The organism is Paenibacillus sp. MDMC362 (assembly GCF_003269305.1).
GTDB lineage: Bacteria > Bacillota > Bacilli > Paenibacillales > Paenibacillaceae > Paenibacillus_AQ.
Genome location: NZ_QLYT01000029.1, coordinates 139,056 through 160,954, shown reverse-complemented (window position 1 = coordinate 160,954; position 21,899 = coordinate 139,056). Strand labels below are relative to the sequence as shown.

Sequence of the window (21,899 nt, the reverse complement as noted above, 5' to 3'; positions counted from 1 at the left end):
AAGACAACTATTCCTTGAGGGGAGATTCGCATGAAACAGATTATCGTGCTGGGCGGCGGATACGGCGGTATACTTACCGCCAAGAAGCTGGCTAAACGACTGCGCAAACAGAAAGATTTGCGGATAACACTCATCGACCGCAAGCCGTATCATACACTGCTGACCGAGCTGCATGAAGTAGCCGCGAACCGGGTTGAGGAGGATTCCATCAAAATCGACCTGAAGAAAGTGTACTCCGGGTTCCGCAATGTAGACGTAGTGCTGGATGAAATCGGCGGCATCGACTTTGACGGCCAAACACTCCGTGGAGAGAAACAAACCTATTCCTACGATTATCTGGTCATCGGAACAGGCAGCAAGCCGACCTTCTTCGGCATACCGGGCGCAGATCAACACGCCTTTACCTTATGGTCGTATGACGATGCGGTCCGTTTGAAAGAACACACCCTGAATATGTTCCGAAAAGCCGTGCTGGAGCGCGACCCGCAGGTCCGCAAAGAAATGCTGACCTTCGTCGTGGTCGGCGGCGGATTCACCGGGGTTGAAATGATCGGCGAGTTGGCCGAGTTCACACAACAATTATGTAAGGAATTCTACGTGGATCCAAGCGAGGTTACGCTGCACGTTGCCGACATGGTCGACAAGATCCTGCCGATCCTGCCCGAGCCATTGATCCGCAAAGCCGAGAAACGGCTGCGCAAAATGAACGTCAACATCATCACAGGCTCCAAGATTACGGAAGTGAAACCGGACGGCGTTACCGTCGGCGGCAGCGACATCAAATCCCGTACCGTGATCTGGACCGCAGGGGTGGAAGGCTCCGATGTGGTCGGCAGCATGGATGTCGAGCAAAAAGGCCGCAAGCGTATTTTGACCAACGACAAACTTCAAGTTCCTGCCCATCCGAACGTATATGTCGTCGGGGACAATATTTTCTACATTCCTGAGGGCGCGGCTGCACCCGTGCCCCAAATGGTAGAAAATGCGGAACTCGCAGCCCCGGTCATTGCGCATAACATCGTGGCTGAATTATCGAACAAACCGATGAAATCCTACAAACCGACGTTCCACGGCACGATGGTCTGTATCGGCAGCCGCTACGGAGTAGCTAACGTGGGGGTTCCGGGCCATATGTTCAGGCTAAGCGGCTTCCCGGCCATGCTGGTCAAACATCTGATCAACATGCTCTATCTGTTCCAGGTTTGCGGCTTCAACAAGGTATACCACTACCTGCTGCATGAGTTCTTCCATGTCCGGAACAACCGCAGCTTCGTGGGCGGGCATTTTGCCAAGCGCTCGCCGAATTTCTGGCTCGTTCCGCTGCGGATTTTTGCCGGATGGATGTGGCTCTCACAGGGATGGGATAAAATCCACAAGATTATTGATGATCCGGATAAAGTGTTCCTCATTCCTGCCAAAGCAGCCGACGGCGTAAGCGCAGCTTCCGCTGCAGGCGCCGATGCAGCCGGTGCCGGAGCGGCAGACGCAGTCTCCGCCGCTTCTGCTTATACTGCCGAAGCTGTATCCGCCCTGCCGGTTCCGGATTTTATGAAATCCATTGTCGATTGGTCGATGGACCTGATGTTCTATACCGGCGACGGCGGCTATACCTCGCTTGCCTATGTGTTTCAGACCTCGATGGTCCTGGCTGAGCTGATCGTCGGTATCCTGCTGATCGTCGGATTGTTCACGGCACCTGCAGCCGTAGCCAGCGTCGCCATGGGTGCAATGGTTTGGGTATCGGGGATGGCACCTAACGAAATGCTGTGGTATCTGGCAGCCGGGATCGCCTTAATCGGCGGATCAGGCAGCACGTTCGGACTTGACTACTATGTATATCCTTGGCTGAAGAAGGTATGGAAGCGAATACCGATCGTAAGGCGCTGGTACGTGTATACGGACTAATTCTTCTCTATTCAATAGAAAGGGCTGATCGTATCGCGCTTTGCCGTAACAAGCTCAAGCCCTAACCGTTCTACTGGCATTCACACTCTTAATCAACACGAGCCTTCCGGAAGGAGTCAATAACGATGGATATGAAGCTATTACAGGATACGATCGACCTGCTTCGGTCGCATATCGATTCAGGAACGGATATCGATTGGATGGAGATGGATAACAGACCGGTGAGGGACATCGCCGATATGCTCAGCGCTTATGAACTTGCCTATTCACGCAAAATGACGGTGCTGGCTTGCTGCATCCTGATTCATACTGCGCTAAACAAGCATGGCAAGCTGCAAGCGAAGGATAACGAGAGACTGACGCGTATGCTGCTGGACGGCGATTATTTGACCGGACTCCTGTACCGGATTGCCGTCAAACGGAAGGAATGGAAGCTGCTGTCCCGGCTTCTCCCCCTCCATAAGCGCATGCAGCTGAAACTAATGAAGAACGTCTCACCCGAACTCCTGCTTAAAGAGCTGAAGCGTGAAATCCGCAGCTATCTGGAGCAGCGGAGCGCGTAAGGAGCTGTCTGGGGAAAGGAGCGCTGATACAGATGAACATTCATAACCAAATTGGAGTGGATCTCGCTTCCTTCGACCGCCTGCTCCGGGAGGTGGTCACCTCAGACCGTGACCTCACTCCGCCCTCCGTTGTGCTGAGCAGCGTCATGGATCTCATTCACGCCGGCGGCAAGCGGCTGCGCCCGCTTATGGTCGTGCTCGGCAGCCGTTTCGGGAAAAGCGGCCATGAGCGGGCCGTCATGAAAACCGCCGTACTGCTTGAATACTTACACATGGCCTCGCTGGTGCACGATGACATTATCGATCAATCCGATATGCGGCGCGGCATGCCGACCCTGCACGAGACGACCGATGTCCAGACGGCCGTGCACATCGGCAACTACATGATTGCCCGCGCCATCGAATGGGCCGCGGGTCATCCGAATGACGAGTCCGACAAGAGCAGTGAAGACATCTCCGAAGAGGAGGCCTACCGATTAGCCGAGCTTGCGGCGTTGGTGACCGAGCTCTGCATGGGAGAATACGATCAGCTGCACCACCGCTTCGACTTCGGACTGACGATGGAGCAATATTTGGAGAAAACACGCTGCAAAACCGCCCTGCTGATGGCTCACTGCCTGAAAGCGGGCGCGGAAGCAGCCCATGCGGATGTCGGAACCGCTGAACGGCTCTTTCAATTCGGGGAGTCGCTCGGCATGGCCTTTCAAATCCGGGATGACCTGCTCGATTTCACGAAGCCCAAGGAGGCCATCGGCAAGCCGGCTGGCGCAGACCTGCGAAACGGCAACATTACGCTGCCGGTGCTATACGCCCTCAACGATCCAGCCCTTGCACCTGAAATCATGCAGCTTGGCCCCCACTCTGCGGAGGCTGACATGGACGAGGTCATCCAGCGTATCGCCGCAAGCGGCGCCATTAAGCAAACCGAGGAGCTTGCCCGATCGTATGCGGAACAGGCTCAGCGGATGATCGGCGACTTCGCGGATCACCACGCTCAGCGTGATTTGCAGGCATTGCTCCATTATTTCCTGCCCTAAAGACAGACATGAAGCCATATACTCCAAACGAACAGGGATACATCCGTCACGGATGCATCCCTGTTCGATATGAAAGGATGTTTTAGAAACATGAATCGCACACGAATCTGGCGGTGGACAATTGCGGGCGGCCTTCCTGATCCTGCTTGCTGCGGGAGGCTTCATGCTGTTCAAGACATCCCCTCTCGAAGAACAGAGGACTGGTGACACCCAAGTGAGCTCCATCGCCATCTTTGCGCTCAAGGGCTGCGGCGGCTGCTCCAAAGCGCTGGGTGTCATGGAACAGATGGAAGCATCCTCGCCAGCCTACCGTTACCAGTATTTCAGCATTTCGGAGGATACGGAAGCCGTTAACCGGTACGGCATTACGGAGCACCCGACCATCCTGTTCCTGAACGCTCAGGAGAAAGAATTCGGAAGACTGACCGAAGATATATCAAGCGACAGGATCCTGCGGGAACTGGAAGATATCGCTGCGAACGGTACACGTCCGCCCAAGGGAATGATTCTCTCGGCCATCCCCAGCACGATGCCCAGCGTAACCCTCCATGCCTTTGACCCGCATTCCGGTTTATTCACGCCGGTATCCCAGTACGTGCAGACGGATACCTCCGTCCGCTATCCCAAGGTCAGTGCCATGACGATGCTGACCCAGCTTTCAGATCTGCTGCCGCCCGAACTTGAAGGCGCCATCCCTAATGGGGTAAACTTCGTCGAAATCCGAACCGAACACGGGGTAACCGTGGTGGAGCTGTCCCCATCGTTTCGTTCCTTTACCGGCTCTGAGGAGGGAGAACGGGCGGAAGAAGCCATCGCGCTTACGCTGCAAACCTTTGAAGGCGTGAACGGCGTTCAAGTAGTAAGCGGCGCGTATCGCAGCGACATCCTCTATGCGGAAGCTCTTGCTGGCCGTTCCGACGGAAAAAGCGACTACCTGCTGCATCCCGATACAGCTCTCCCCCATATGCCCACCGTGAAGGAATACAATGCAGCCATCCTCCATGCCAGCCACTTGGCCTTCATGCCCTGCTTCTGCGGATGCGGCGATGCTGGCCATAGCAGCAACCTCAATTGCTACTATGCTCAAGGGGAAGACGGCAGTCTCACGCCAACCACGCACGCGAAATTCTGCCAAACCTGCCTGGACGTCACGAATATGTACCTGGACGGTAGGCAGCAGGGGCTGAGCCTGAAGGAAATCCGGCAGTCCGTGGACCGGGCCTACGAGGGGATCGAGCCGACAGATACGCCGATGCCAATGAATGAATAGGTATGACAAAAACACCGTTCCGTAAAGGATCGGTGTTTATTATATCATTGCGTTCTATACAAGCTGTTTTATAAAAAGTCACAAAAAAGAAGGGGCCATTTACCCAGTTCACTGATGTATTTCCCATTTTATAACTTTACGGCATGTATGAGCGTACTCTATGATTTGACTGGGTATATCATCCATCGTTGGTATACATCAGAAATTAAAAATCGGCAGATTAAAGGAGACGTATTACAACGTGATCAGAAAATACCTTAGCTTTCTTACACTAGCATTGCTGTTTCTTATGTTCACCCATAAGGAGACGGAAGCCTCGAACCAGAAAGTCGGTTTGACCCTCCCTAACGGGGCCACCTACTACGGTGAAGTGAAGAACAACAAACCTCACGGGAAAGGTACGATGCGATGGGGACCTTCCAAAGTATACAGCGGCGAATGGCACAATGGACAAAGATCCGGTACAGGCAAATACATATCGGACAAGCTTCCCGAGGATATGAAAGTCGTCTACGAGGGTGAATGGCGAAACGATCGTCCTAACGGAACGGGAATCCGGAGTGAAAGCAAGCCTGATTTTGAATTTTATGTAATATCGAAGGGCATTTTCAAGGATCATGACTTGCTGTCAGGTTATACCGTGATGCAATCCATGGACATCCTTTGGTTTGAGTACCGGAATGAGAACACTCTATTGGAGTTTTCCGTATCGGATCGAGAACAGGCGAATGAACTGATGCATTCCAAATTGGCTCACGGCCGCATTCAAGTCCTGAATTATTACAAAAGGGAAAAGGAGTCTAAACCCAGCTACAAAGGGTTCGCATATGCAAGCGCGATGCAGGATTACGAGAGTTCCATAAGCGAAGGCGTATATCGAACGGATGACTATGGGGTGATGGAGCTCTATACTGGACTGGATCAACATTTCGAGGATAAAGAGTACTATAGAGTAGAGAATTACAAGAACGGGAGACTCGTTTCTGCAAAAGAAGTACCGGAAAACGGACGGTTTGCCGGGATCGTTCAAGGGAAAATCAATAACAAGATGCATGTCCTGCAGCCTTATCTAGTTGAATTCTCAAAGCTATTCAAAGACATTGAAAACGAGTCAGAGCCAGCAAGCTGCAGCGATTCATCCACGAGTGTTTGTGAAGCCTTCCCCATCGTATTCTAGCAAAATAAACCGCAGTCCTTAAGGACCTGCGGTTTTCACTTTCTTCAAGCCTCACTACTACAGCAGCGCGGCCGCGGCCACGGGCAGCAGGAACAAAGCGACAAACAGCGTGTCCGCCCGCTTCCATACAAAGGCCCTGAACCTGCTCCGCCGAGCACCCAGCCGGTAGCCTCTGGCTTCCATGGAATCGGCAAGCCCAATGGCGCGCCGGAACGCGCCTGTCGTTACAGGCACCAGCAGGGCAATGATCAGCCGTGCCTTCTCCTTCAGCGGCCGCGACGACAGGTCAAGTCCCCTGGACTGCTGTGCCTTCCACAGCCGCTCCGCTTCCTCGAAGATGGTCGGAATGAACCGGAGGGCAATGCCGAGCATCAGCACCAGCCGATCGGTCGGCACGCCGATATAGGTCAGGGGCCGCAGGAGGCTGCCAAGACCCTGGGCCAGCTGCTCCGGCTGGGTCGTGAAGGTCAGCACCGCCGCCAACATGATGAAGAGCGCCATCCGGGAGGCGGACACGATGCCTTTTTCCAGTCCGCCCGCATACACCTTGAACGCGCCCATATCCAGCAGCTTCCCGCCTCCCGCATCATATACAATGTGAAATACCAGGATAAACAACAGCAGGAACACCAGCGGCTTCATGGCTCTGATGAAATAGCGGTACGGGATACCCGTAGCCCGGATCACCGCCGCAGTGAACAGCAGCAGCGCGAGCACCCCCATATATCCGTCTACCAGGAACACGGCCACCATAAAGAGCGGCATGGCAGCCGTTTTGGCACGCGGATCCAGGCGGTGAACCCATGAATCGCCTTCCATATATCGGCCCAGGATGATTTTTCGTTTCATCCATGCTTCCTCCTTTCGCCTCTTCTTCGCTCTGCCCTACATTTCAAGCTGCCCTGTGTACCAGTCCGCCAGCGCAGCCGCATCCGGCGGCATCTCCGGAGGCTGTACTCCAAGCTGCGATGCCAGCTTGCCCGCCATCCGCACAGACGACGGAGCCATCAATCCTGCCTGCTCCAGCACCTCCTGCCGGTGTACCAGTTCCTTGGCCGTTCCTTGAAATACGACTCGGCCATCTTTAATTACAACGAATTCGTCCGCATAGGCCGCGACTTCCTCTAACCGGTGGGAGACGAGGAGAACCGTCTTGCCCTGGGTCCTCGTTAATCCATGCAGCCGTTCCAGCAAATCCTCGCGACTGGCAGGATCAAGGGAGGCGGTAGGCTCATCCAAAGCCAAAATGTCGGGGTCAGCCGCCAATACGGCGGCCACGGCCGCTTTTCGCATCTGGCCCGAGCTTAACTTGAAGGGACTCTGTGCCAGCAGCTCCTCGTCCAGCCCGACGAAGGATGCCGCTCTGCGGACCGTCTCGGCAGCTTCGGCTGGGCTCCGCCCGAAATTAAGCGGCCCGAACAGCAAATCCTTCTCCACCGTCTCTTCAAACAGCTGCTGTTCCGGGTATTGAAAAACAAGGCCGACGCGCTGCCGCAGACCGGCAGGGACTTTCTTGCTGCCACCCGGTTCAAGGCGGAAATCCAATACGCGAATCAAGCCCTCATCAGCCTGTATCAATCCGTTCATATGCTGGAGAAGCGTTGATTTTCCCGAACCCGGCGCACCGAGAACGGCAATCATTCTGCCTTCCTCCAGCTCCAAATGAAGGCCGTCGAGTCCAAGAATCGGGCTCATCCCCCGGTCCCGGTAGCGGAAAGAAACCTCTTCGAATGATATGACCATAACGCCTCCAGCACCTCCTTCTCCCTAACCAGCTCGCCGATATCGATCCCCCGCGCTTTGAGCTCCCTGCACAGCTGGAGGGCAAAAGGCACCTTTAGCCTGCAACGCTGGAGCAGCTCTTCCTGCAGCAGCAAATCCCTTGGACTTCCGTCCGCCGTCACCATTCCGCCATCCAACACGATCATTCGGTCTGCTTCGGCCATCTCCTCTACGTCATGGGTGATGGAGATGATGGTGTATCGGCCTTCGGCATGCATGGTTCGCATGAAATCCAGCAGCTCATGCTTAGCCTTCTCATCCAGCATGGAAGCTGCCTCGTCCAAGACAATAATAGAAGGCTCCATGGCCAGCACAGCAGCAATAGCAGCGCGCTGCTTCTGTCCGCCGGACAGGGTTGCCGGATGCCGGCCTAGCAGATGGACAATGTCCAACCGCTCCGCGTACACCCGAATCCGCTGCAGCATCTCTTCCCGGCTCAAGCAAAGATTCTCCAAACCGAACGCCATGTCATCCTCTACGGTCAGGCCGACAAACTGATCATCGGGATTGGCAAACACCATGCCTATACGCCGGCGAATCTCCCCCAGCGTACAGCCGTTCTGTTCTATGCCATCGATAAGGATGCGCCCCCGGCTCATGAGGAGCAAACCGTTTAATAGCCGAATCAGCGTAGACTTGCCTGCCCCGTTCCTTCCGGCGATGCATACCCACTGCCCATGGGGAATCGTCAGCGAGACGTCCTTGAGTACATTCGTGCAGCCCTGGCCGTAATATACATGCTTGAGCTTTACTGCATGCTCTGACTTATCCGTTGTGCCCATGCCTAAGCCTCCTCCTTAGCTTTCTGTGTGAAACATGCCGAACGGATCAATACGCCGCAGGGATTCGATCAAATATTTTGCGGCCCATCCGACGAAGATCCCGGTCACCACCCCCGCCCCGAGCAAAAATGGCAGGTAATAATAAATTTTGGTTGTTCCCAATACCAGCGAGGCGGCCGTTAATTGACCAACATTATGAGCGATGCCGCCTGCGATACTCACGCCCGTTAAGCTGAAATTATGGCCCCCGAGCTTCAGCATGACATACATCACCAGATAACTTGCCAGCGCCCCGAACATACTGAACAGGAAGGTAGAGAAGCTTCCGAGTATAAAGGCTGTCAACAATGTCTTTAAAAGAATAAGCCATAGGGCATCCCTGCCCCCCAGGCAAACTAAACAGGTCAGCACCAAAATATTGCCAAGTCCCAGCTTCGCGCCGGGGATCGTGACCGCGAATGGAATCAGGGCCTCCACAATGCCAAGCACCACCGATAAGGAGGCGCAGATGGCAATCACGACCAGCTTGCGGAGAGCATAGGGATCAGGAGACAACGGCATCCGGCTCACTTCCTTCTTCTTGATCTCCGGTCACTTCGACGAACACGCGATTAGGCAAACATACGATGGTGTCATGAATGTCGTGAACGTGGCCGAACCCCACGCAGAGCTGATCCGGACAATCCGACTCCACCATCTCGATACCCTCGCGGGAGACCCGCAAGAGGTTATATCCCCGCTCTGTCCGGATTTCTATATCTCGGGGCTCTTCCGTAAGCGCCACCGTATCATAATGCTTTCCATTCACCTCGATCATGGCATAGGTTCCCTCCGCCGCTCCGTCTTCTCCCATAAACTTGGATATTCCAAACCAGGCGACAACCGCAATCAGCACGAGCGCTATTCCAATATCTCCGCGTTTCATCAACATCTCTCCACTTCGCTTTGCTTATCTTCATTATCAGGGCTGCACCAAGTGCCAGAAATGATTTTTCTCACATTCAGCAAGGTACGGGTCTGATACGCTGGGATCATCGGAAATCGATTTAGAACAGCACCAGAACTGAAAAGAGGAGGCACTGTCATGTATAGGAAGCTTCTTTCCTACAGCAACCTGTTGATCATGCTCACCCTGTTGATGACGGGAGCGATTGGCTGCACAACCACAGCAGATCAGAAGGTAGCCGCCAGTAACGAGCCGGCAACCGAACGTTACTTTATATTCGATACCATTGTAAGTCTCCGCGTTTACGATGAACGGATGACGTCCCAGCATTTCGATGAGGTAGGCGCACTGCTGGAGCGCATCGACCAACGCATGAACCGGCAGCTGGCGGGCAGCGAGATCGATCGGGTCAATCAAGCGGCGGGCAAATCCGAAGTGAGCGTATCCGAGGAAACCTTTAAGGTTGTCCAAACCGCCATCGATTACGCAGCGGCTTCAGGTGGACATTTCGAACCGACCATAGGTCCGCTTGTAGACCTCTGGGGCATTGGCGGTGAACACCCCGCTGTGCCGGAAGAGGATGAACTGGATGCTGCCATGCAGCGAATGAACTATAAGGATGTCATTATAAATCCGGCATCCCATGCCATCATGCTGAAGAAAGAAGGAATGTCGCTGGATCTGGGGGCCATCGCCAAAGGGTATGCGGCGGACGTCATCGCAGATTATTTGCAGCAGCAGGATTTCCATTCGGCCATCATTGACCTTGGGGGCAACATCCTGGCCATGGGATCGAAACCGAACGGTTCGCCGTGGAATATCGGCATACAGGATCCCGGGAAAGATCGAGGACAGTCCCTGGGTACGCTTGAAGTCGTCAATAAGACCATCGTGACTTCCGGCGTGTACGAGCGTTTCTTTGAAGCAGAGGGAAAAGCATATCACCATATTCTGAGCCCATTCACCGGTTATCCGGCCGATAATGACCTGCTCAGCGTTACCATTGTGACCGACACATCCATGGACGCTGACGCCATGTCGACCTCCGTCTTCTCGCTTGGACTAACGGAAGGGCGGAAACTGGTGGAGAGCCGCGGCGATGCCGAAGCTATTTTCGTCACCACCGATCATCAAATCTATCTCACCTCAGGTCTGACCCAAACATTTAAACTGACCAATGGCGATTACCAGCTTGCCGAATAAACTTATGGAAGGAGCAGATGGTATGAAACAGAATCGTGCTGTAAGATCCGATGCATGGGATGGAGGGCTGTCTCCAGCAGGCACTTCCTCCGTCTATTTACAACCGCATCTCGCTCTGATCCGGGAATTGGCCGAGCCTGTCCGTTTGTTTGCAGGTGATTATCTATACCAGGAGCATGATCCTGCAGACCGGCTGTACTTTGTAAACCGTGGAAGCCTGAAGGTATCCAAGCTGCTGGAAGACGGATCGTCGGCCACCTTATCGCTTCACATTCCCGGCGATCTGTTCGGTGAACCCGATCCGTTCGGACGAGCCGTTCATCAATTCGAAGCCAAAGCCTTGGAGGATAGTGAAGTCGGAATTGTGCCGCAGGCCGAACTGGACAAAGTCATCCGCACCAACGGTGACTTTGCCGTGGAGTATATGGGCTGGATGGCACTCATGCAGCGAACCGCTCAAAGCAAATTACGCGACCTGCTGCTGCATGGTAAATCCGGCGCCCTGTGCTCTCTGCTTCTGCGGCTATACAATATGTACGGGACGAGCGGGACAAACAAAGAAACACGAGCCATCATCGGCAAGCGGATTACGAATCTGGAAATGGCGGAGATGATCGGTTCTACCCGTGAAAGCGTTAACCGCATATTGAACGAGCTTAAGGATCTTGGCGTCATTTCTACCGAACGGGGACGCATCGTTCTCAATGATCCCGACTATTTAAGGAATATTTGCCACTGTGAGGACTGTCCCCGAGAGATTTGCCGAATGTAACGTCCGTAAGAGAAGAAACCTCTCACGAAGAAACGAAAGGCGCTTAAGCATCCCTTTTCATCGGAGAGGTTTCATATTTCCCGGTTCATTCCGCGGTTCATCTTTTTCAGCTTCTAGGTTACAGGCATTCTAACCGCTTTTTCAAAAAGCCATGTGGATAGCTGATCAAAAACCTCCTTTTCCCTATCAACCATTTTATACATTTTCTTACCTCCCCTTAAAACATAGCCCCCTCGATTCATATCCAAAAAATAATCCTTCATTTCTCCGTCACGATCACGGTAAAAAATAATGAACGCAAACGTAGGATCCCCGTCATTTCTTATGTTTCTGCTGAAAAACGATCTCGGCGATCTCGTATACGAAACGGAATCTAAAATGCTCATTAATTGGTTGAGCTCCTCACTTTTGTCTTCGAATTCGATAAGATAAGGTATCATGTTAGTTCCTTTCAGGTAAAGAAAAGAGATCTTTTCTATTTTAGTAGAATGGGCAATGACGCTTTTAGAAGGCAATCGAACAGAATAATAGATAATCGCCATAGTAACTACTAAGAGCACCACTGTTATTGCCATTATGATTTTCTTTACTCTTGGAATAAAATCACTCCTCTCTTTCGTTTCCTCCATTCGTTTCATTCTTTAATTTAAACGCTCGATCTAATGAGTGGGTTACAAAAGGCACCGGGATATCCCTGACTCCCCGTTCATTCTCCAGCCTGCCGAACCCATTCCCAATCGATACCAGGTTATCAGCTAAGGCTCAGAGGCAACGAGCGCACCAAATTGGCTGTCCTGAAGGCAATCGAGATTTTCACATGAAAACTGCGCTAATTCTCGGTGTACTACAACTCCGCTGTGCGCGCTATGATGATATTGGACTAACCGAAATAAGAGAAGCATGAATTTATCGCATGTATAACTGAGAGCGTTTCCATTCCAACAATGCATAGAAATGAGGTTTTGCTCCATGAAATATCCATTCCAGAATCCGGATCTTCCGCTGGAAGAACGGGTTAACGATCTTGTATCCCGATTTACCTTGGACGAGAAAATCGAATTAATGTGCCAATACCAGGCGGAAATCCCCCGCCTCGGCGTGCAAAAATATAAACATGGCACCGAAGGCGCTCACGGCGTGGCATGGCTTGGCGAAGCGACCGTGTTCCCGCAAAATACCGGGCTTGCGTGCACCTGGAATCCCGAGCTAATGCGGGAGATCGGATCCGTCATCGCGGAGGAAGCCCGCGTCTATTACCAGCGCGACCGGGCCATCAACGGACTGACCATCTGGGCGCCCACGGTGGATCTGGAACGCGACCCTCGCTGGGGACGCACGGAAGAAGCCTACGGGGAAGACCCGCATCTGACCGGGGAACTCGCCACCGAGCTTGTGAAGGGCATGCAGGGAGACCATCCCTTCTACTATAAAACCGTAGCTACGCTGAAACACTTCTACGGCAATAACAACGAAGTTGACCGCGGCAGCGCCTCGGTAAGCATCGATCCGAGAAACAAGCGCGAGTATTATTTGAAGGCTTTCGAGGCACCGTTCCGGGAAGGGAAAGCCGGTTCCATGATGACCGCGTATAACGGCATCAACGGCACGCCGTGCAACCTGAACCATGAAGTAAACGACATCGTCAAACAGGAATGGGGCATGGACGGATTCGTGGTTGGAGACGCGGGTGACGTTCTGGGCACCGTCATGGACCATCATTATGTCTCTTCCTATGCGGAGGCCGTTGCCGGCTCCGTTAAAGCCGGAATCGACAGCATCACCGACGACCAGGACATCTCCTTCCGCGCGCTCCGTGACGCATTGGAGCAAGGGTTATTGGAAGAGCAGGATCTCGATCACGCCATCTGCAATTCCTTCCGTGTCCGGTTCCGTCTCGGCGAGTTCGATCCGGAAGAACGGAATCCTTACAGCCATGTTCCGGAGTCGAAGCTCTGCGCGTCCGAGCATGCCGAACTGTCCCTGCGAGCCGCCCGGGAATCGATCGTGCTGCTGAAAAACGACGGATTGCTGCCCCTTCAGCGCGATCAGTTGAAATCCGCTGCTGTCATCGGGCCCCTGGCTAACGAAGCATTTACGGATTGGTACAGCGGCACGCCTCCATACCGGATTACGCCGCTTCAGGGCGTGCAGGAGAAAATGCAGGACCGCAGCGTCCATTTTCATACGGGATTAGACCAGATACGTCTTCGTTCTGCTGATAGCGGCCAATATGTCGCCTTATCTTCGGAAGAGAATGGCCGGCTGCTTGCAAACACGGCTGAATCTACCAATGCAGCGGTGTTCGAGCGGAACGACTGGGGCTTTGGCTCCGTCACGCTCCGGTTCGCCAGCAGCGGCAAATTCGTAAGCGAAACCGAAACGGGACTGCACGCAACGGCCGACGAAGCTCGTGGCTGGTTCGTAAAAGAGGCATTCAGCTTTGAGGCGTTACCGGATGGAAGCTTTATGATGAAGAATTGGGAAGGCAAACCGATCCTGCTGGATGAGCATGGACGGCTTGTCGTTGGCGGCACCGAGGATACGGGAACGCCATTTGCCATCGAGACGGTTCAGGACGGCATCGCTGCAGCCGCCGCGGCGGCTGCAGCGGCTGAAACCGCCATCGTCTTCGTGGGAAATAGCCCGTTCATTAACGGCAAGGAAACGATCGACCGTCCCGACATCACGCTCCCGCCCGCCCAGCAAGCCTTAATTCAGGCGGTGTATGAAGCTAATCCCAATACGGTCGTTGTCATCGTAGGCGGGTATCCGTTCGCCGTGAACTGGGAACAGGAGCATGTGCCATCCATCCTCTTCACATCTCACGCCGGGCAGGAGCTGGGCCATGCGATTGCCGACGTTCTGTACGGAGATTACAATCCGGGCGGCCGCTTAAACATGACGTGGTACAAGTCGACCGAGCAGCTTCCGGACCTCATGGATTACGACATCATCAAAGGGAAGCGGACCTATCAATATTTCGACGGGGATGTGCTGTACCCGTTCGGTCATGGTCTCAGCTATGCCCGCTTCCATTACAGCGGTCTGTCGCTAAGCCAGCCGAAAATCACAGCCGAAGGCAGCGTAACCGTCACCGTTGCCGTGAGAAATGAGAGCCAGCTTGCCGGGGATGAGGTGGTTCAGCTGTATGTGAAGGCTGAGTCCTCCCGTGTCATCCGTCCTCTCAAATCGTTGAAAGGCTTCCGCCGCATCCATCTGGCCCCGGGCGCTTCGGAAACGGTAAGCTTTGAGCTCAAAGCGGAGGATCTGGCCTTCTGGGATGTCACCCGGGATCGCTACTGCGTTGAGAAGGGAACCTATACGCTCATGGCTGGACCGTCCTCCAACCAATTGCCGGTCACCGCAGCCCTTCAAGTCGAAGGGGAGACGATCCCTCCACGCACGCTGCGCGAGCCTGTTCGAGCGGTGAATTATGACGATTACCAGGGTGTCTTCCTGGATGAATGCCGTGAAGGCGGCGAAAGCATCCGCTTAACCGGCGAAACGGGCTGGATCGCTTTCCATGACGTGGATCTCGGCAACGCTTCGGTAACGTTCCAAGCAAGGGTGAGCGGACATATCAAGGGCGGCGAAATCGTCATTACGACCGGCAGCCCGGATGGTCCTGCAGCTGGAAGCTGCAAGGTTCTGCCGACTGGAGGGCGCCAAGCCTGGACGACAGTCCAGGCCGAACTGACGGGATTAACAGGACGTACTGACGTCTTTCTTACCATGAAAGGCGAAGTACAGATTAGCTGGTTCCGCATAGCTTAGCGATAACTCATATCTTATCGATGACTCCTATATAAGTTTGCTTAGTCGCCAGATTCCATTGCCCCTTTCTGTCAGCATCTTCTAAACTTTCAGATTATCCATAGAACATCTGCCCTTCTTTTTATACCGGGGCAGATGTTCTTTTTTTGCTAGAATGAAATCAACTACCAGTTACGGAGACGGACTAAGAACTTCGCTGCATTACGGCAGCAAAAAAAGATGAACCCTTTCCTAGAGTCATTTGTTTATTAGACATAACGCAAAGAAAGGAGTGCCTTGGATTGACGGAACGCGAGTTATTCGATTCTTATAACAAGGATGTGTACCGCACCTGCTACTACATGCTGCGGAACGCCCAAGATGCGGAAGATCTCTGCCACGACGTATTTGTCACCGTATTTCGTCAGGATTGGAGAAGCGTTGAACATACGCGCGCCTGGATCATGCGCATCGCAATGAACCACTGCCTGAACCTGCTTAGAAGGAATCAGACCCAGCGAGACAAGCAAAGCCAGGTCGAGTGGCTCCACGAGCAGACCACAGCGTCGGTCAAATCCGTAGACACCATCGTATTGGAAAAGGTGGCTGCGGCAGAGTGGGAGAAACTGCTGCATCAGCTTCCGGACAAGTACATGGCCGTTGTGACGCTCCGCTATATCGGCGAGCTGTCGATGACGGAAATTGCCGAAACGCTGAAGATCCCTGTAGGGACGGTTAAATCAAGGCTTCACAAAGCATTGAAAATCATGCGCAAAAAGCTTGAACATAATCAAAGCTTTTGGCTGAAGGGGGAAAAGCAGTATGGAACGCATTGAGGAAAACCTGAAGAAGCAGATGAAGTCAGCGAAGCACGTGTCTTATCCAGATTTTGACCGGATGTGGAGCAGTATCCAGCAGAACGAATTGAAGATCGCCGCTGGTGAACCCGTTCCGCTTCGTCCACGAAAACGTAAACGTATTGCGATTATCACGGGGATATCGGTCGCCTTGATGGCAACGCCGGTTTATGCAGCTCTGAATTATGATTGGTCCCATCTCCTGTCCTACAGAGCCGGTATCCAGACTGCATTGGAGCAGGGACTTGGCCAAACGATAGAGCAATCCGTTACCAAGGACGGCATTACCTTAACCGTGCATACGGCCTTTATCGATGAGAACCGGACATTCCTGCTCTACAGCCTGGATCCCGGAACACGAGTAGGTGAGCAAGTCGCCTTTGATGATATTGGGCTTAAAGATAAGGATGGACGTACCATAGAGGGCCGTTACTCCCATCAGTGGAACGAGAAACTGGGCGTATTCCAGGGGTATTTTGAAACCGATTGGGTCGCTGACGGCCAGATGGCAAATACTGAGTTTGCCATGGAGAATATCCATTTTACCGGTGAGGGCTCACAGTCCCTCAACTACGACCCTAGTAACTCCAATACACAGGTATTCCCTATCCAGAAAGATGGCATTGACAGCGTGAGCCTGCAGTCATTCGATCAATCCGATGGAAATGTCCTGCTCCGAACGGCCATTACGTATACGGATCCTGAGATGAGCAGTAAAGGCTGGGTGCGAGTAGAGGCCGTCAATGACAAAGGTGAGAGTATCAAGGAAACCGAGCCTTCCTTTAATGGAACCCCAGGTGCAGCCGGAGAATTTATAAATCAGCAAAAATTCGAGTCCGACCATTTGCTTGCAAAAGGAACTGCCTTCCAGCTTACTTATGATCGCACACTTGAAACCGCAAAGGGTACTTGGAGCTTAAATATGGCCTTGTCCAAGAAACAAATGGACAATGGAACGTTTAAAGAAACGCTAAATATTCCTGTTGATCAAGTTCCTGGAGGAACAAAAATCCAAGAAATGATTGTTACGCCAACCCAGGTACGGCTGATCCTGATCCATGAAGAAAAATACACGCATGTTCCTTACATGGAATACCAACTGGATATAGGCGGAACGCTACTGGAAGGAAATATATGGTCTGTTCAGGGACAACACAATAAAACGGAGCTGCGCTTTGAAATGAACGGACTGAATGCGGCCTCCCTGGCGAGCCAGCCGGTGTCCCTGATCGCCAAGCACCGCGTCGATGCATATGACGGAGACAGCAATCCGATCCGCTTAACTGACGTTTCGGCTGAGCGTCAAAGCGTAACGACCAGCATTGCGGGTTATCCGATCACATGGACCTATTACATGAAGGAGAATAACCTCTATGTGGAATCCTCCAGCGCAGACCCGGCGTTCGGAGGCATTAACCAAACCTATTATCTTGACGGCAACGACCGGAAGAACTATGGAATGCCAGCCATGACCGTCCTGCTCGGCGATGACAACAACAAACATATGGATGTGTATGAGAATTTCGACAAGACCGAACTCGAGGTGTATATTTCGAAATATTACACCAATAAGCGAGACGATGTACTACGTGTTCCGCTTAAGGCCGGAAAATAACATGTACCGCGCTATAACGACAAAGAAACCCTCCGGATGAACATGAATGCTCCCCCGAACGGCGCTTCTACCAAGAAGCGCCGTTCCTTTTTTATCTTTTGTTCTCCACCTTTTGAGGGTTTCTTTCTTTTTTCCGTATGAACATGTCACAATTCAGCACGGCTAACTGTCATATGGGTGAACATCCAAAATCATACGTAAAGGGGAACTGAACATGGAACTGCGAATGAATTACCGATCAGCCAATCCTGAAGCCTTCAAAACGCTGCTTGCCCTGGAGCAAGCGGCCCAAAAAAGCGGACTCGATCACAAGCTGTACGAGATCATTAAGCTCCGGGCATCCCAGATCAACGGCTGCTCCTTCTGCGTGGATATGCATTCCAAGGATCTGCTCTCCATGGGCGAAAGCGTGGACCGCCTCCTCCTTCTGCCCATGTGGCGAGAAGTCCCGATATATTCAGACGAGGAACGGGCCGTCATCGAGCTGACGGAGTGCGTGACCAAGCTGTCCGAGGCCGGCGTTCCTGCAGAGGTATACGAACGCGTCCGCAAGCATTTTGACGAGAAACAATTCGTCGATCTGGTTATGGCCATCACAACGATCAATGCCTGGAACCGGATCGGTGTCGCTACAGGGCTGTTCCCGGGCTGTTTTGATTAAACAGCTGCAATTTATCCGGATTCACCATAAGAAAAATCTGGTTGATGCGGGATAAGTCAGGTTCCCACGCTACCGTCAGCACCATGGAGACCCTGCCGTCCCGCTTCAGCAATAAGCCGGGCTCTCCGTTTACGGAAACAGGCTCGAAGCCTTCCCGGAACGAGCCTTTGGCAGACAACCCCTCGAAAAACGCACGTACCCGTTCCATGCCCAGTATCGGTTTAATGGCAGCCTTCGCTTTGCCGCCGCCATCCGATAGCAGCGTAACCTCTTCCTTCAGAAAAGACAGCAGCGGCTTAAAATTGCCCATATCAGACGCCCGCAGGAATGCTTCAACGAAGCGTTCCTGCGTTTCTGTCCGGGCGGTTTCTCCGTTAGGCCTCTCCGAGGCCTGCCCCATTTTCAGCTTGGCACGGCTGAAGGTCTTGCGGCAGCTGATCTCCGTCTTTCCAAGCATCTCCGCTATGATCGGGTATTCAAGACCCAGCGTATCCTTGGCGATATAAATGGCACGCTCCAGCGGCGTTAACCGCTGAAGCAGCACGAGGTAGGCGTAACCAATCGTTTCGCGGCGTTCCGCAGGATCGGACCGCGTCAGCATGTCATAATCCGGCGTCGGCTCCGGCAGCCAGGGACCGGTATACGTTTCGCGCTGGCGTCTGGACGATTTCAACAGGTTGATGCAGCGGTTCGTTGTCATTTTGGCCAAATACGCTTTCTCGTTCAGCACTTCTCCCCGATCCATCTGCACGAATTGGGAAAATACGTCCTGTACGATGTCCTCCGCATCCGCCGCACTCCCCAGCATCCGGTAAGCCAGGCCGAACATCATCGGCTTGTATTCGGTATAGATTTGATCCATTAGCATCGGACACACCTTCTTACTCTGTAAATTTTCGGCATGAAAGCTACTCCACTTATAAGACAAATGATCCATACCGCCTGTGACATCTGAAGATGTTATCCTTTACTCTACCTCATATCTCGGGATTCCCGGAAGGGTCAGTTAATCAGAGAGTTTGAGGGTCAACCAACACAGCGTTCGTTATCCAATATGTAGATTATGACAACATTCGATAAATCTATCGACATTTGGGTAATTTTTAAATAACATATGGAATGGCCTAACTACAGCGATAAAAGGTTGAAGAGTTTAGAAAGTAGGTAAAACATGAAAAAATCCACTCCTTTACGTCGCGTCGAACTCGGTTATTTTCTGCTGATTGCTCTCGCCATCGTCCAGCAGTTGTTCATATTCTGGAACATCTATATAAACCAAAGTTTTACTTTCACGGAATTCCTCTTCAGCGTTGGTACACTAGCCGCTTTATTGATCGGTTTCTTTCTTCCGGTAGGCGTGTCGACGGTGGCGGTTTTTGTGTATCTGGTCACTTATTTCGTATGGTTGTCCACGCTGGCCCCGGTTAATGCGCTCACGCTGTCCTGGATTCTGCTGCTGCCCGCCAATACCGCGATTGCTATTTTCATCAAGCTGGCTCTGGTAAGAAGCCGGAGGTTCATCCGGCGTCTCGAGCAATTGAGGAAAACCAACCCGGATATCGACATCGACACCTCGCTTGGCAGCAAGGATGCTTTTGAAAGCACGCTGGTGAAACAAGCCAATTTGGCCAATCGGTATTCGGATCAGTACAGCTTCTGCATCATGATGTTTAAGCTCGATTTTCTCCCCCTGACCAGGGAGTCCGTCGGATCGCACCGTTTTGCCAAGCTGATTATGGAACTGTCGGGCACGATTCAGAAGCAGATTCGTTACGAGGACTATAAATTCTCTATCGGAGAAGGACGCTTTATCATTCTGTGTCCGCTCACCAAGCCGGAGTACCTCAAAAGCCTCATGGACCGCATCAAAGTCGCCATGATGAACGTACCCTTCCGTGACAAGAAAGGCATGTCCCTCAAGCTTGTGGTCCGTGCCGGCGGCCTTGTGTTCCAGAAGGAGCAATTTAGCCGATACGAAAATATAGATGACGTCATTTCTGCATTAGAACGGAATACCGAAACCGATCTCATCGGGGAATACATTTAATCAAGTTAAGTTGCCCCCATCAATCAAAAGGAGGCTTGCAGCCGATGTCGTATACCAACTGGTTTATCCCTCTGTGCATCGGGGTCAGCATCATGTTCTCCGTAGCCATCGTTATTCTGACGATGGCCACCTTAAGCTTCCGTTCCAAAGTCAAACGAAAATACGATCGGGGGAAGTTCAGTGACTGACTTTTTCCTGGTCATCTCCATTATCAGTATATGGATTGCCGTGCTGGAATCGATCATTATTATGGCCGGGGCCATCGTGTTCATTCACAAACAAAACCGGCAGAAGCTGGTGAATCCGGGCAATCTGGAGGATTTCCCCACCGTGACGGTCATGGTGCCCGCGCATAACGAGGAATTGGTCATCCAGGCAACGGTAGAGCACATTCTGCAGATGAATTACCCACATCACAAAATGCAGGTGATTGTGATCGCCGACAATTGCAAGGACCATACGGCCGAGCGCTTAAGGGCGCTGAAAGCCAATGAACGTTACCGGGACCGCGACTTTCTTATTCTGGAGAGAACCGGAACCGGCGGCAAATCGGGCGCCCTGAACGATGCCCTCAAGCAGGCCACAGGCGAATGGATCTGTGTCTACGACGCGGATGCCGCACCCGAGAAAAATGCGCTGCTATTCCTGACGCAGAAAGCGATGGAGCAGCCCGAACGCTATGGGGCCGTCTTCGGCCGCAACAAGGCCCGGAACCGCGGACAGAATTTTCTGTCCCGCTGTATCAATCTGGAGTTGGTGACCATTCAGCGCGTGCATCATACCGGTTTATGGCAGCTGTTTAAGCTGGGTACCATCCCCGGCACGAACTTTATCGTGAAAACCGCGCTCATTCAGGACATCGGCGGATGGGATGAGCATGCGATCACCGAAGATACCGCGATTTCGTTCGAGATCCTGACAAGAGGGCAGCTGATTGCGTTGGCACCCCAAGCCGAAGCTTATCAGCAAGAGCCCGAGGACCTGAAGGTGTACATGAAGCAGCGCGAACGCTGGGCCAAAGGCAACTACAGCGTCGTCACGGATAACATTCATCATCTGTTCGACCGGACAAGCTGGCGGATTAAGCTGCATGTCCTGTATTACGCCGCCAGTTACTTCTGGTTTATGATTGCCATCATCATCTCGGATATTATTTTTGTCGCCAACATCGTGTATCAGATCATCGGGCTGTTTAATCCGGCCGTCGTCTCTCCCTTCAGGTTCGAGGGCGATGTCTATATGTATCTCATTATTGCCTGGGCTTTAATGTATTACATCTACGTCCTGCAGATTAACCTGGCGCTTGCAACGGACATCGGCCAGAGCACCACGCGAAACTTCATTCTATCCTGCGTGTCGTACTTCACCTACGCCCAGCTGTTCCTCATCATATCCGTTAAAGCCTTCTACTCCATGATCGTGGATAAAATCACGGGCAGGGAGTCCAAGTGGTATAAGACGGAGCGGTTTGGTTAGAGGAGCCCCCACGCATCTATGTTTAAAATAAAAGAAGGGATTACCATGATACA

At 52.6% G+C, this 21,899-nt stretch carries 21 protein-coding genes; 14 read left to right on the top strand and 7 right to left on the bottom strand.

Translation table 11 applies throughout. From position 1 onward, the window contains the following. The first annotated feature begins 30 nt into the window (after positions 1–30). From DP091_RS15565 to DP091_RS15545, 5 genes are all read left to right on the top strand, one after another. Positions 31–1,905 (top strand): FAD-dependent oxidoreductase, encoded by a 1,875-nt coding sequence (locus DP091_RS15565; RefSeq protein ID WP_113059151.1) that lies wholly within the window; start codon positions 31–33, stop codon positions 1,903–1,905. A 125-nt stretch (positions 1,906–2,030) separates the two neighbouring features. After that, the gene (locus tag DP091_RS15560; RefSeq protein ID WP_113059150.1) at positions 2,031–2,468 is read left to right on the top strand and encodes a hypothetical protein; all 438 of its coding nucleotides are present in this window, start codon (positions 2,031–2,033) and stop codon (positions 2,466–2,468) included. A 32-nt stretch (positions 2,469–2,500) separates the two neighbouring features. Next, the gene (locus tag DP091_RS15555; protein ID WP_113059149.1) at positions 2,501–3,505 is read left to right on the top strand and encodes a polyprenyl synthetase family protein; all 1,005 of its coding nucleotides are present in this window, start codon (positions 2,501–2,503) and stop codon (positions 3,503–3,505) included. A 121-nt stretch (positions 3,506–3,626) separates the two neighbouring features. Next, on the top strand, positions 3,627–4,775 hold the full coding sequence (locus DP091_RS15550) for a PCYCGC motif-containing (lipo)protein (protein ID WP_258394542.1): 1,149 nt from the start codon (positions 3,627–3,629) through the stop codon (positions 4,773–4,775). 241 nt (positions 4,776–5,016) lie between these two features. Next, the gene (locus tag DP091_RS15545) at positions 5,017–5,952 is read left to right on the top strand and encodes an MORN repeat-containing protein (protein ID WP_113059148.1); all 936 of its coding nucleotides are present in this window, start codon (positions 5,017–5,019) and stop codon (positions 5,950–5,952) included. A 57-nt stretch (positions 5,953–6,009) separates the two neighbouring features. On the opposite strand, the gene DP091_RS15540 is transcribed toward DP091_RS15545, so the two are convergent. From DP091_RS15540 to DP091_RS15520, 5 genes are read right to left on the bottom strand one after another with little or no spacing between them, the layout of a single operon-like run. Beyond that, the gene (locus DP091_RS15540) at positions 6,010–6,801 is read right to left on the bottom strand and encodes an energy-coupling factor transporter transmembrane component T family protein (protein WP_071219161.1); all 792 of its coding nucleotides are present in this window, start codon (positions 6,799–6,801) and stop codon (positions 6,010–6,012) included. A gap of 36 nt (positions 6,802–6,837) precedes the next feature. Then, positions 6,838–7,695, bottom strand: a complete 858-nt coding sequence (locus DP091_RS15535; protein WP_113059147.1) for an ATP-binding cassette domain-containing protein — start codon at positions 7,693–7,695, stop codon at positions 6,838–6,840. After that, complete coding sequence (locus tag DP091_RS15530) at positions 7,644–8,516, bottom strand: energy-coupling factor transporter ATPase (protein WP_113059146.1); 873 nt, start codon at positions 8,514–8,516, stop codon at positions 7,644–7,646. The genes DP091_RS15535 and DP091_RS15530 overlap by 52 nt, the downstream gene beginning before the upstream one ends. A 15-nt stretch (positions 8,517–8,531) precedes the next feature. Next, on the bottom strand, positions 8,532–9,077 hold the full coding sequence (locus DP091_RS15525; protein ID WP_113059145.1) for a Gx transporter family protein: 546 nt from the start codon (positions 9,075–9,077) through the stop codon (positions 8,532–8,534). Continuing rightward, complete coding sequence (locus tag DP091_RS15520; protein WP_113059144.1) at positions 9,061–9,441, bottom strand: NusG domain II-containing protein; 381 nt, start codon at positions 9,439–9,441, stop codon at positions 9,061–9,063. The genes DP091_RS15525 and DP091_RS15520 overlap by 17 nt, the downstream gene beginning before the upstream one ends. 159 nt (positions 9,442–9,600) lie before the next feature. On the opposite strand from DP091_RS15520, the gene DP091_RS15515 reads away from it, so the two are divergent. Beyond that, positions 9,601–10,665, top strand: a complete 1,065-nt coding sequence (locus DP091_RS15515; protein ID WP_113059143.1) for an FAD:protein FMN transferase — start codon at positions 9,601–9,603, stop codon at positions 10,663–10,665. A gap of 22 nt (positions 10,666–10,687) precedes the next feature. Continuing rightward, positions 10,688–11,437: a Crp/Fnr family transcriptional regulator gene (locus DP091_RS15510; RefSeq protein ID WP_113059142.1), complete on the top strand. Its 750-nt coding sequence runs from the start codon at positions 10,688–10,690 to the stop codon at positions 11,435–11,437. A gap of 113 nt (positions 11,438–11,550) precedes the next feature. On the opposite strand, the gene DP091_RS15505 is transcribed toward DP091_RS15510, so the two are convergent. Next, positions 11,551–12,066: a hypothetical protein gene (locus DP091_RS15505; RefSeq protein WP_113059141.1), complete on the bottom strand. Its 516-nt coding sequence runs from the start codon at positions 12,064–12,066 to the stop codon at positions 11,551–11,553. 340 nt (positions 12,067–12,406) lie between these two features. On the opposite strand from DP091_RS15505, the gene DP091_RS15500 reads away from it, so the two are divergent. The 4 genes from DP091_RS15500 (at position 12,407) to DP091_RS15485 (ending at position 18,323) form a co-directional block, all read left to right on the top strand. After that, entirely contained in the window at positions 12,407–15,211 is a 2,805-nt protein-coding gene (locus tag DP091_RS15500; protein ID WP_113059140.1) for a glycoside hydrolase family 3 protein, read from the top strand. 281 nt (positions 15,212–15,492) lie between these two features. Further along, positions 15,493–16,026, top strand: coding sequence for an RNA polymerase sigma factor (locus DP091_RS15495; protein WP_113059139.1), 534 nt, complete (start codon positions 15,493–15,495; stop codon positions 16,024–16,026). After that, positions 16,013–17,662: a DUF4179 domain-containing protein gene (locus DP091_RS15490; protein WP_113059138.1), complete on the top strand. Its 1,650-nt coding sequence runs from the start codon at positions 16,013–16,015 to the stop codon at positions 17,660–17,662. The genes DP091_RS15495 and DP091_RS15490 overlap by 14 nt, the downstream gene beginning before the upstream one ends. A gap of 214 nt (positions 17,663–17,876) precedes the next feature. Continuing rightward, positions 17,877–18,323, top strand: coding sequence for a carboxymuconolactone decarboxylase family protein (locus tag DP091_RS15485; RefSeq protein ID WP_009593821.1), 447 nt, complete (start codon positions 17,877–17,879; stop codon positions 18,321–18,323). Here DP091_RS15485 and DP091_RS15480 read toward each other — a convergent pair. Continuing rightward, a complete protein-coding gene (locus DP091_RS15480; protein ID WP_113059137.1) occupies positions 18,292–19,191 on the bottom strand; it encodes a sigma-70 family RNA polymerase sigma factor in 900 nt (299 codons plus the stop codon). The two genes, DP091_RS15485 and DP091_RS15480, sit on opposite strands and share 32 nt — an antisense overlap. Positions 19,192–19,494: 303 nt before the next feature. On the opposite strand from DP091_RS15480, the gene DP091_RS15475 reads away from it, so the two are divergent. The 3 genes from DP091_RS15475 to DP091_RS15470 are packed head-to-tail and all read left to right on the top strand — an operon-like array spanning position 19,495 to position 21,846. Beyond that, positions 19,495–20,370 (top strand): GGDEF domain-containing protein, encoded by an 876-nt coding sequence (locus DP091_RS15475; RefSeq protein ID WP_113059136.1) that lies wholly within the window; start codon positions 19,495–19,497, stop codon positions 20,368–20,370. Between the two features lie 44 nt (positions 20,371–20,414). After that, positions 20,415–20,558, top strand: a complete 144-nt coding sequence (locus tag DP091_RS31355) for a hypothetical protein (RefSeq protein WP_181469820.1) — start codon at positions 20,415–20,417, stop codon at positions 20,556–20,558. Further along, positions 20,551–21,846: a glycosyltransferase family 2 protein gene (locus DP091_RS15470; RefSeq protein WP_113059135.1), complete on the top strand. Its 1,296-nt coding sequence runs from the start codon at positions 20,551–20,553 to the stop codon at positions 21,844–21,846. Before DP091_RS31355 ends, DP091_RS15470 begins: the two co-directional genes overlap by 8 nt. Positions 21,847–21,899: the final 53 nt, after the last annotated feature.

Bases quoted from the DNA above. Each gene is read 5' to 3' on its own strand.
- DP091_RS15490 (WP_113059138.1), top strand. From the start codon at position 16,013: ATGGAACGCATTGAGGAAAACCTGAAGAAGCAGATGAAGTCAGCGAAG.
- DP091_RS15530 (WP_113059146.1), bottom strand. From the start codon at position 8,516: ATGGGCACAACGGATAAGTCAGAGCATGCAGTAAAGCTCAAGCATGTA.
- DP091_RS15500 (WP_113059140.1), top strand. From the start codon at position 12,407: ATGAAATATCCATTCCAGAATCCGGATCTTCCGCTGGAAGAACGGGTT.
- DP091_RS15475 (WP_113059136.1), top strand. From the start codon at position 19,495: ATGAAAAAATCCACTCCTTTACGTCGCGTCGAACTCGGTTATTTTCTG.
- DP091_RS15485 (WP_009593821.1), top strand. From the start codon at position 17,877: ATGGAACTGCGAATGAATTACCGATCAGCCAATCCTGAAGCCTTCAAA.
- DP091_RS15560 (WP_113059150.1), top strand. From the start codon at position 2,031: ATGGATATGAAGCTATTACAGGATACGATCGACCTGCTTCGGTCGCAT.
- DP091_RS15510 (WP_113059142.1), top strand. From the start codon at position 10,688: ATGAAACAGAATCGTGCTGTAAGATCCGATGCATGGGATGGAGGGCTG.
- DP091_RS15515 (WP_113059143.1), top strand. From the start codon at position 9,601: ATGTATAGGAAGCTTCTTTCCTACAGCAACCTGTTGATCATGCTCACC.
- DP091_RS15535 (WP_113059147.1), bottom strand. From the start codon at position 7,695: ATGGTCATATCATTCGAAGAGGTTTCTTTCCGCTACCGGGACCGGGGG.
- DP091_RS31355 (WP_181469820.1), top strand. From the start codon at position 20,415: ATGTCGTATACCAACTGGTTTATCCCTCTGTGCATCGGGGTCAGCATC.
- DP091_RS15565 (WP_113059151.1), top strand. From the start codon at position 31: ATGAAACAGATTATCGTGCTGGGCGGCGGATACGGCGGTATACTTACC.
- DP091_RS15540 (WP_071219161.1), bottom strand. From the start codon at position 6,801: ATGAAACGAAAAATCATCCTGGGCCGATATATGGAAGGCGATTCATGG.
- DP091_RS15525 (WP_113059145.1), bottom strand. From the start codon at position 9,077: ATGCCGTTGTCTCCTGATCCCTATGCTCTCCGCAAGCTGGTCGTGATT.
- DP091_RS15505 (WP_113059141.1), bottom strand. From the start codon at position 12,066: ATGGAGGAAACGAAAGAGAGGAGTGATTTTATTCCAAGAGTAAAGAAA.
- DP091_RS15520 (WP_113059144.1), bottom strand. From the start codon at position 9,441: ATGAAACGCGGAGATATTGGAATAGCGCTCGTGCTGATTGCGGTTGTC.
- DP091_RS15480 (WP_113059137.1), bottom strand. From the start codon at position 19,191: ATGCTAATGGATCAAATCTATACCGAATACAAGCCGATGATGTTCGGC.
- DP091_RS15555 (WP_113059149.1), top strand. From the start codon at position 2,501: ATGAACATTCATAACCAAATTGGAGTGGATCTCGCTTCCTTCGACCGC.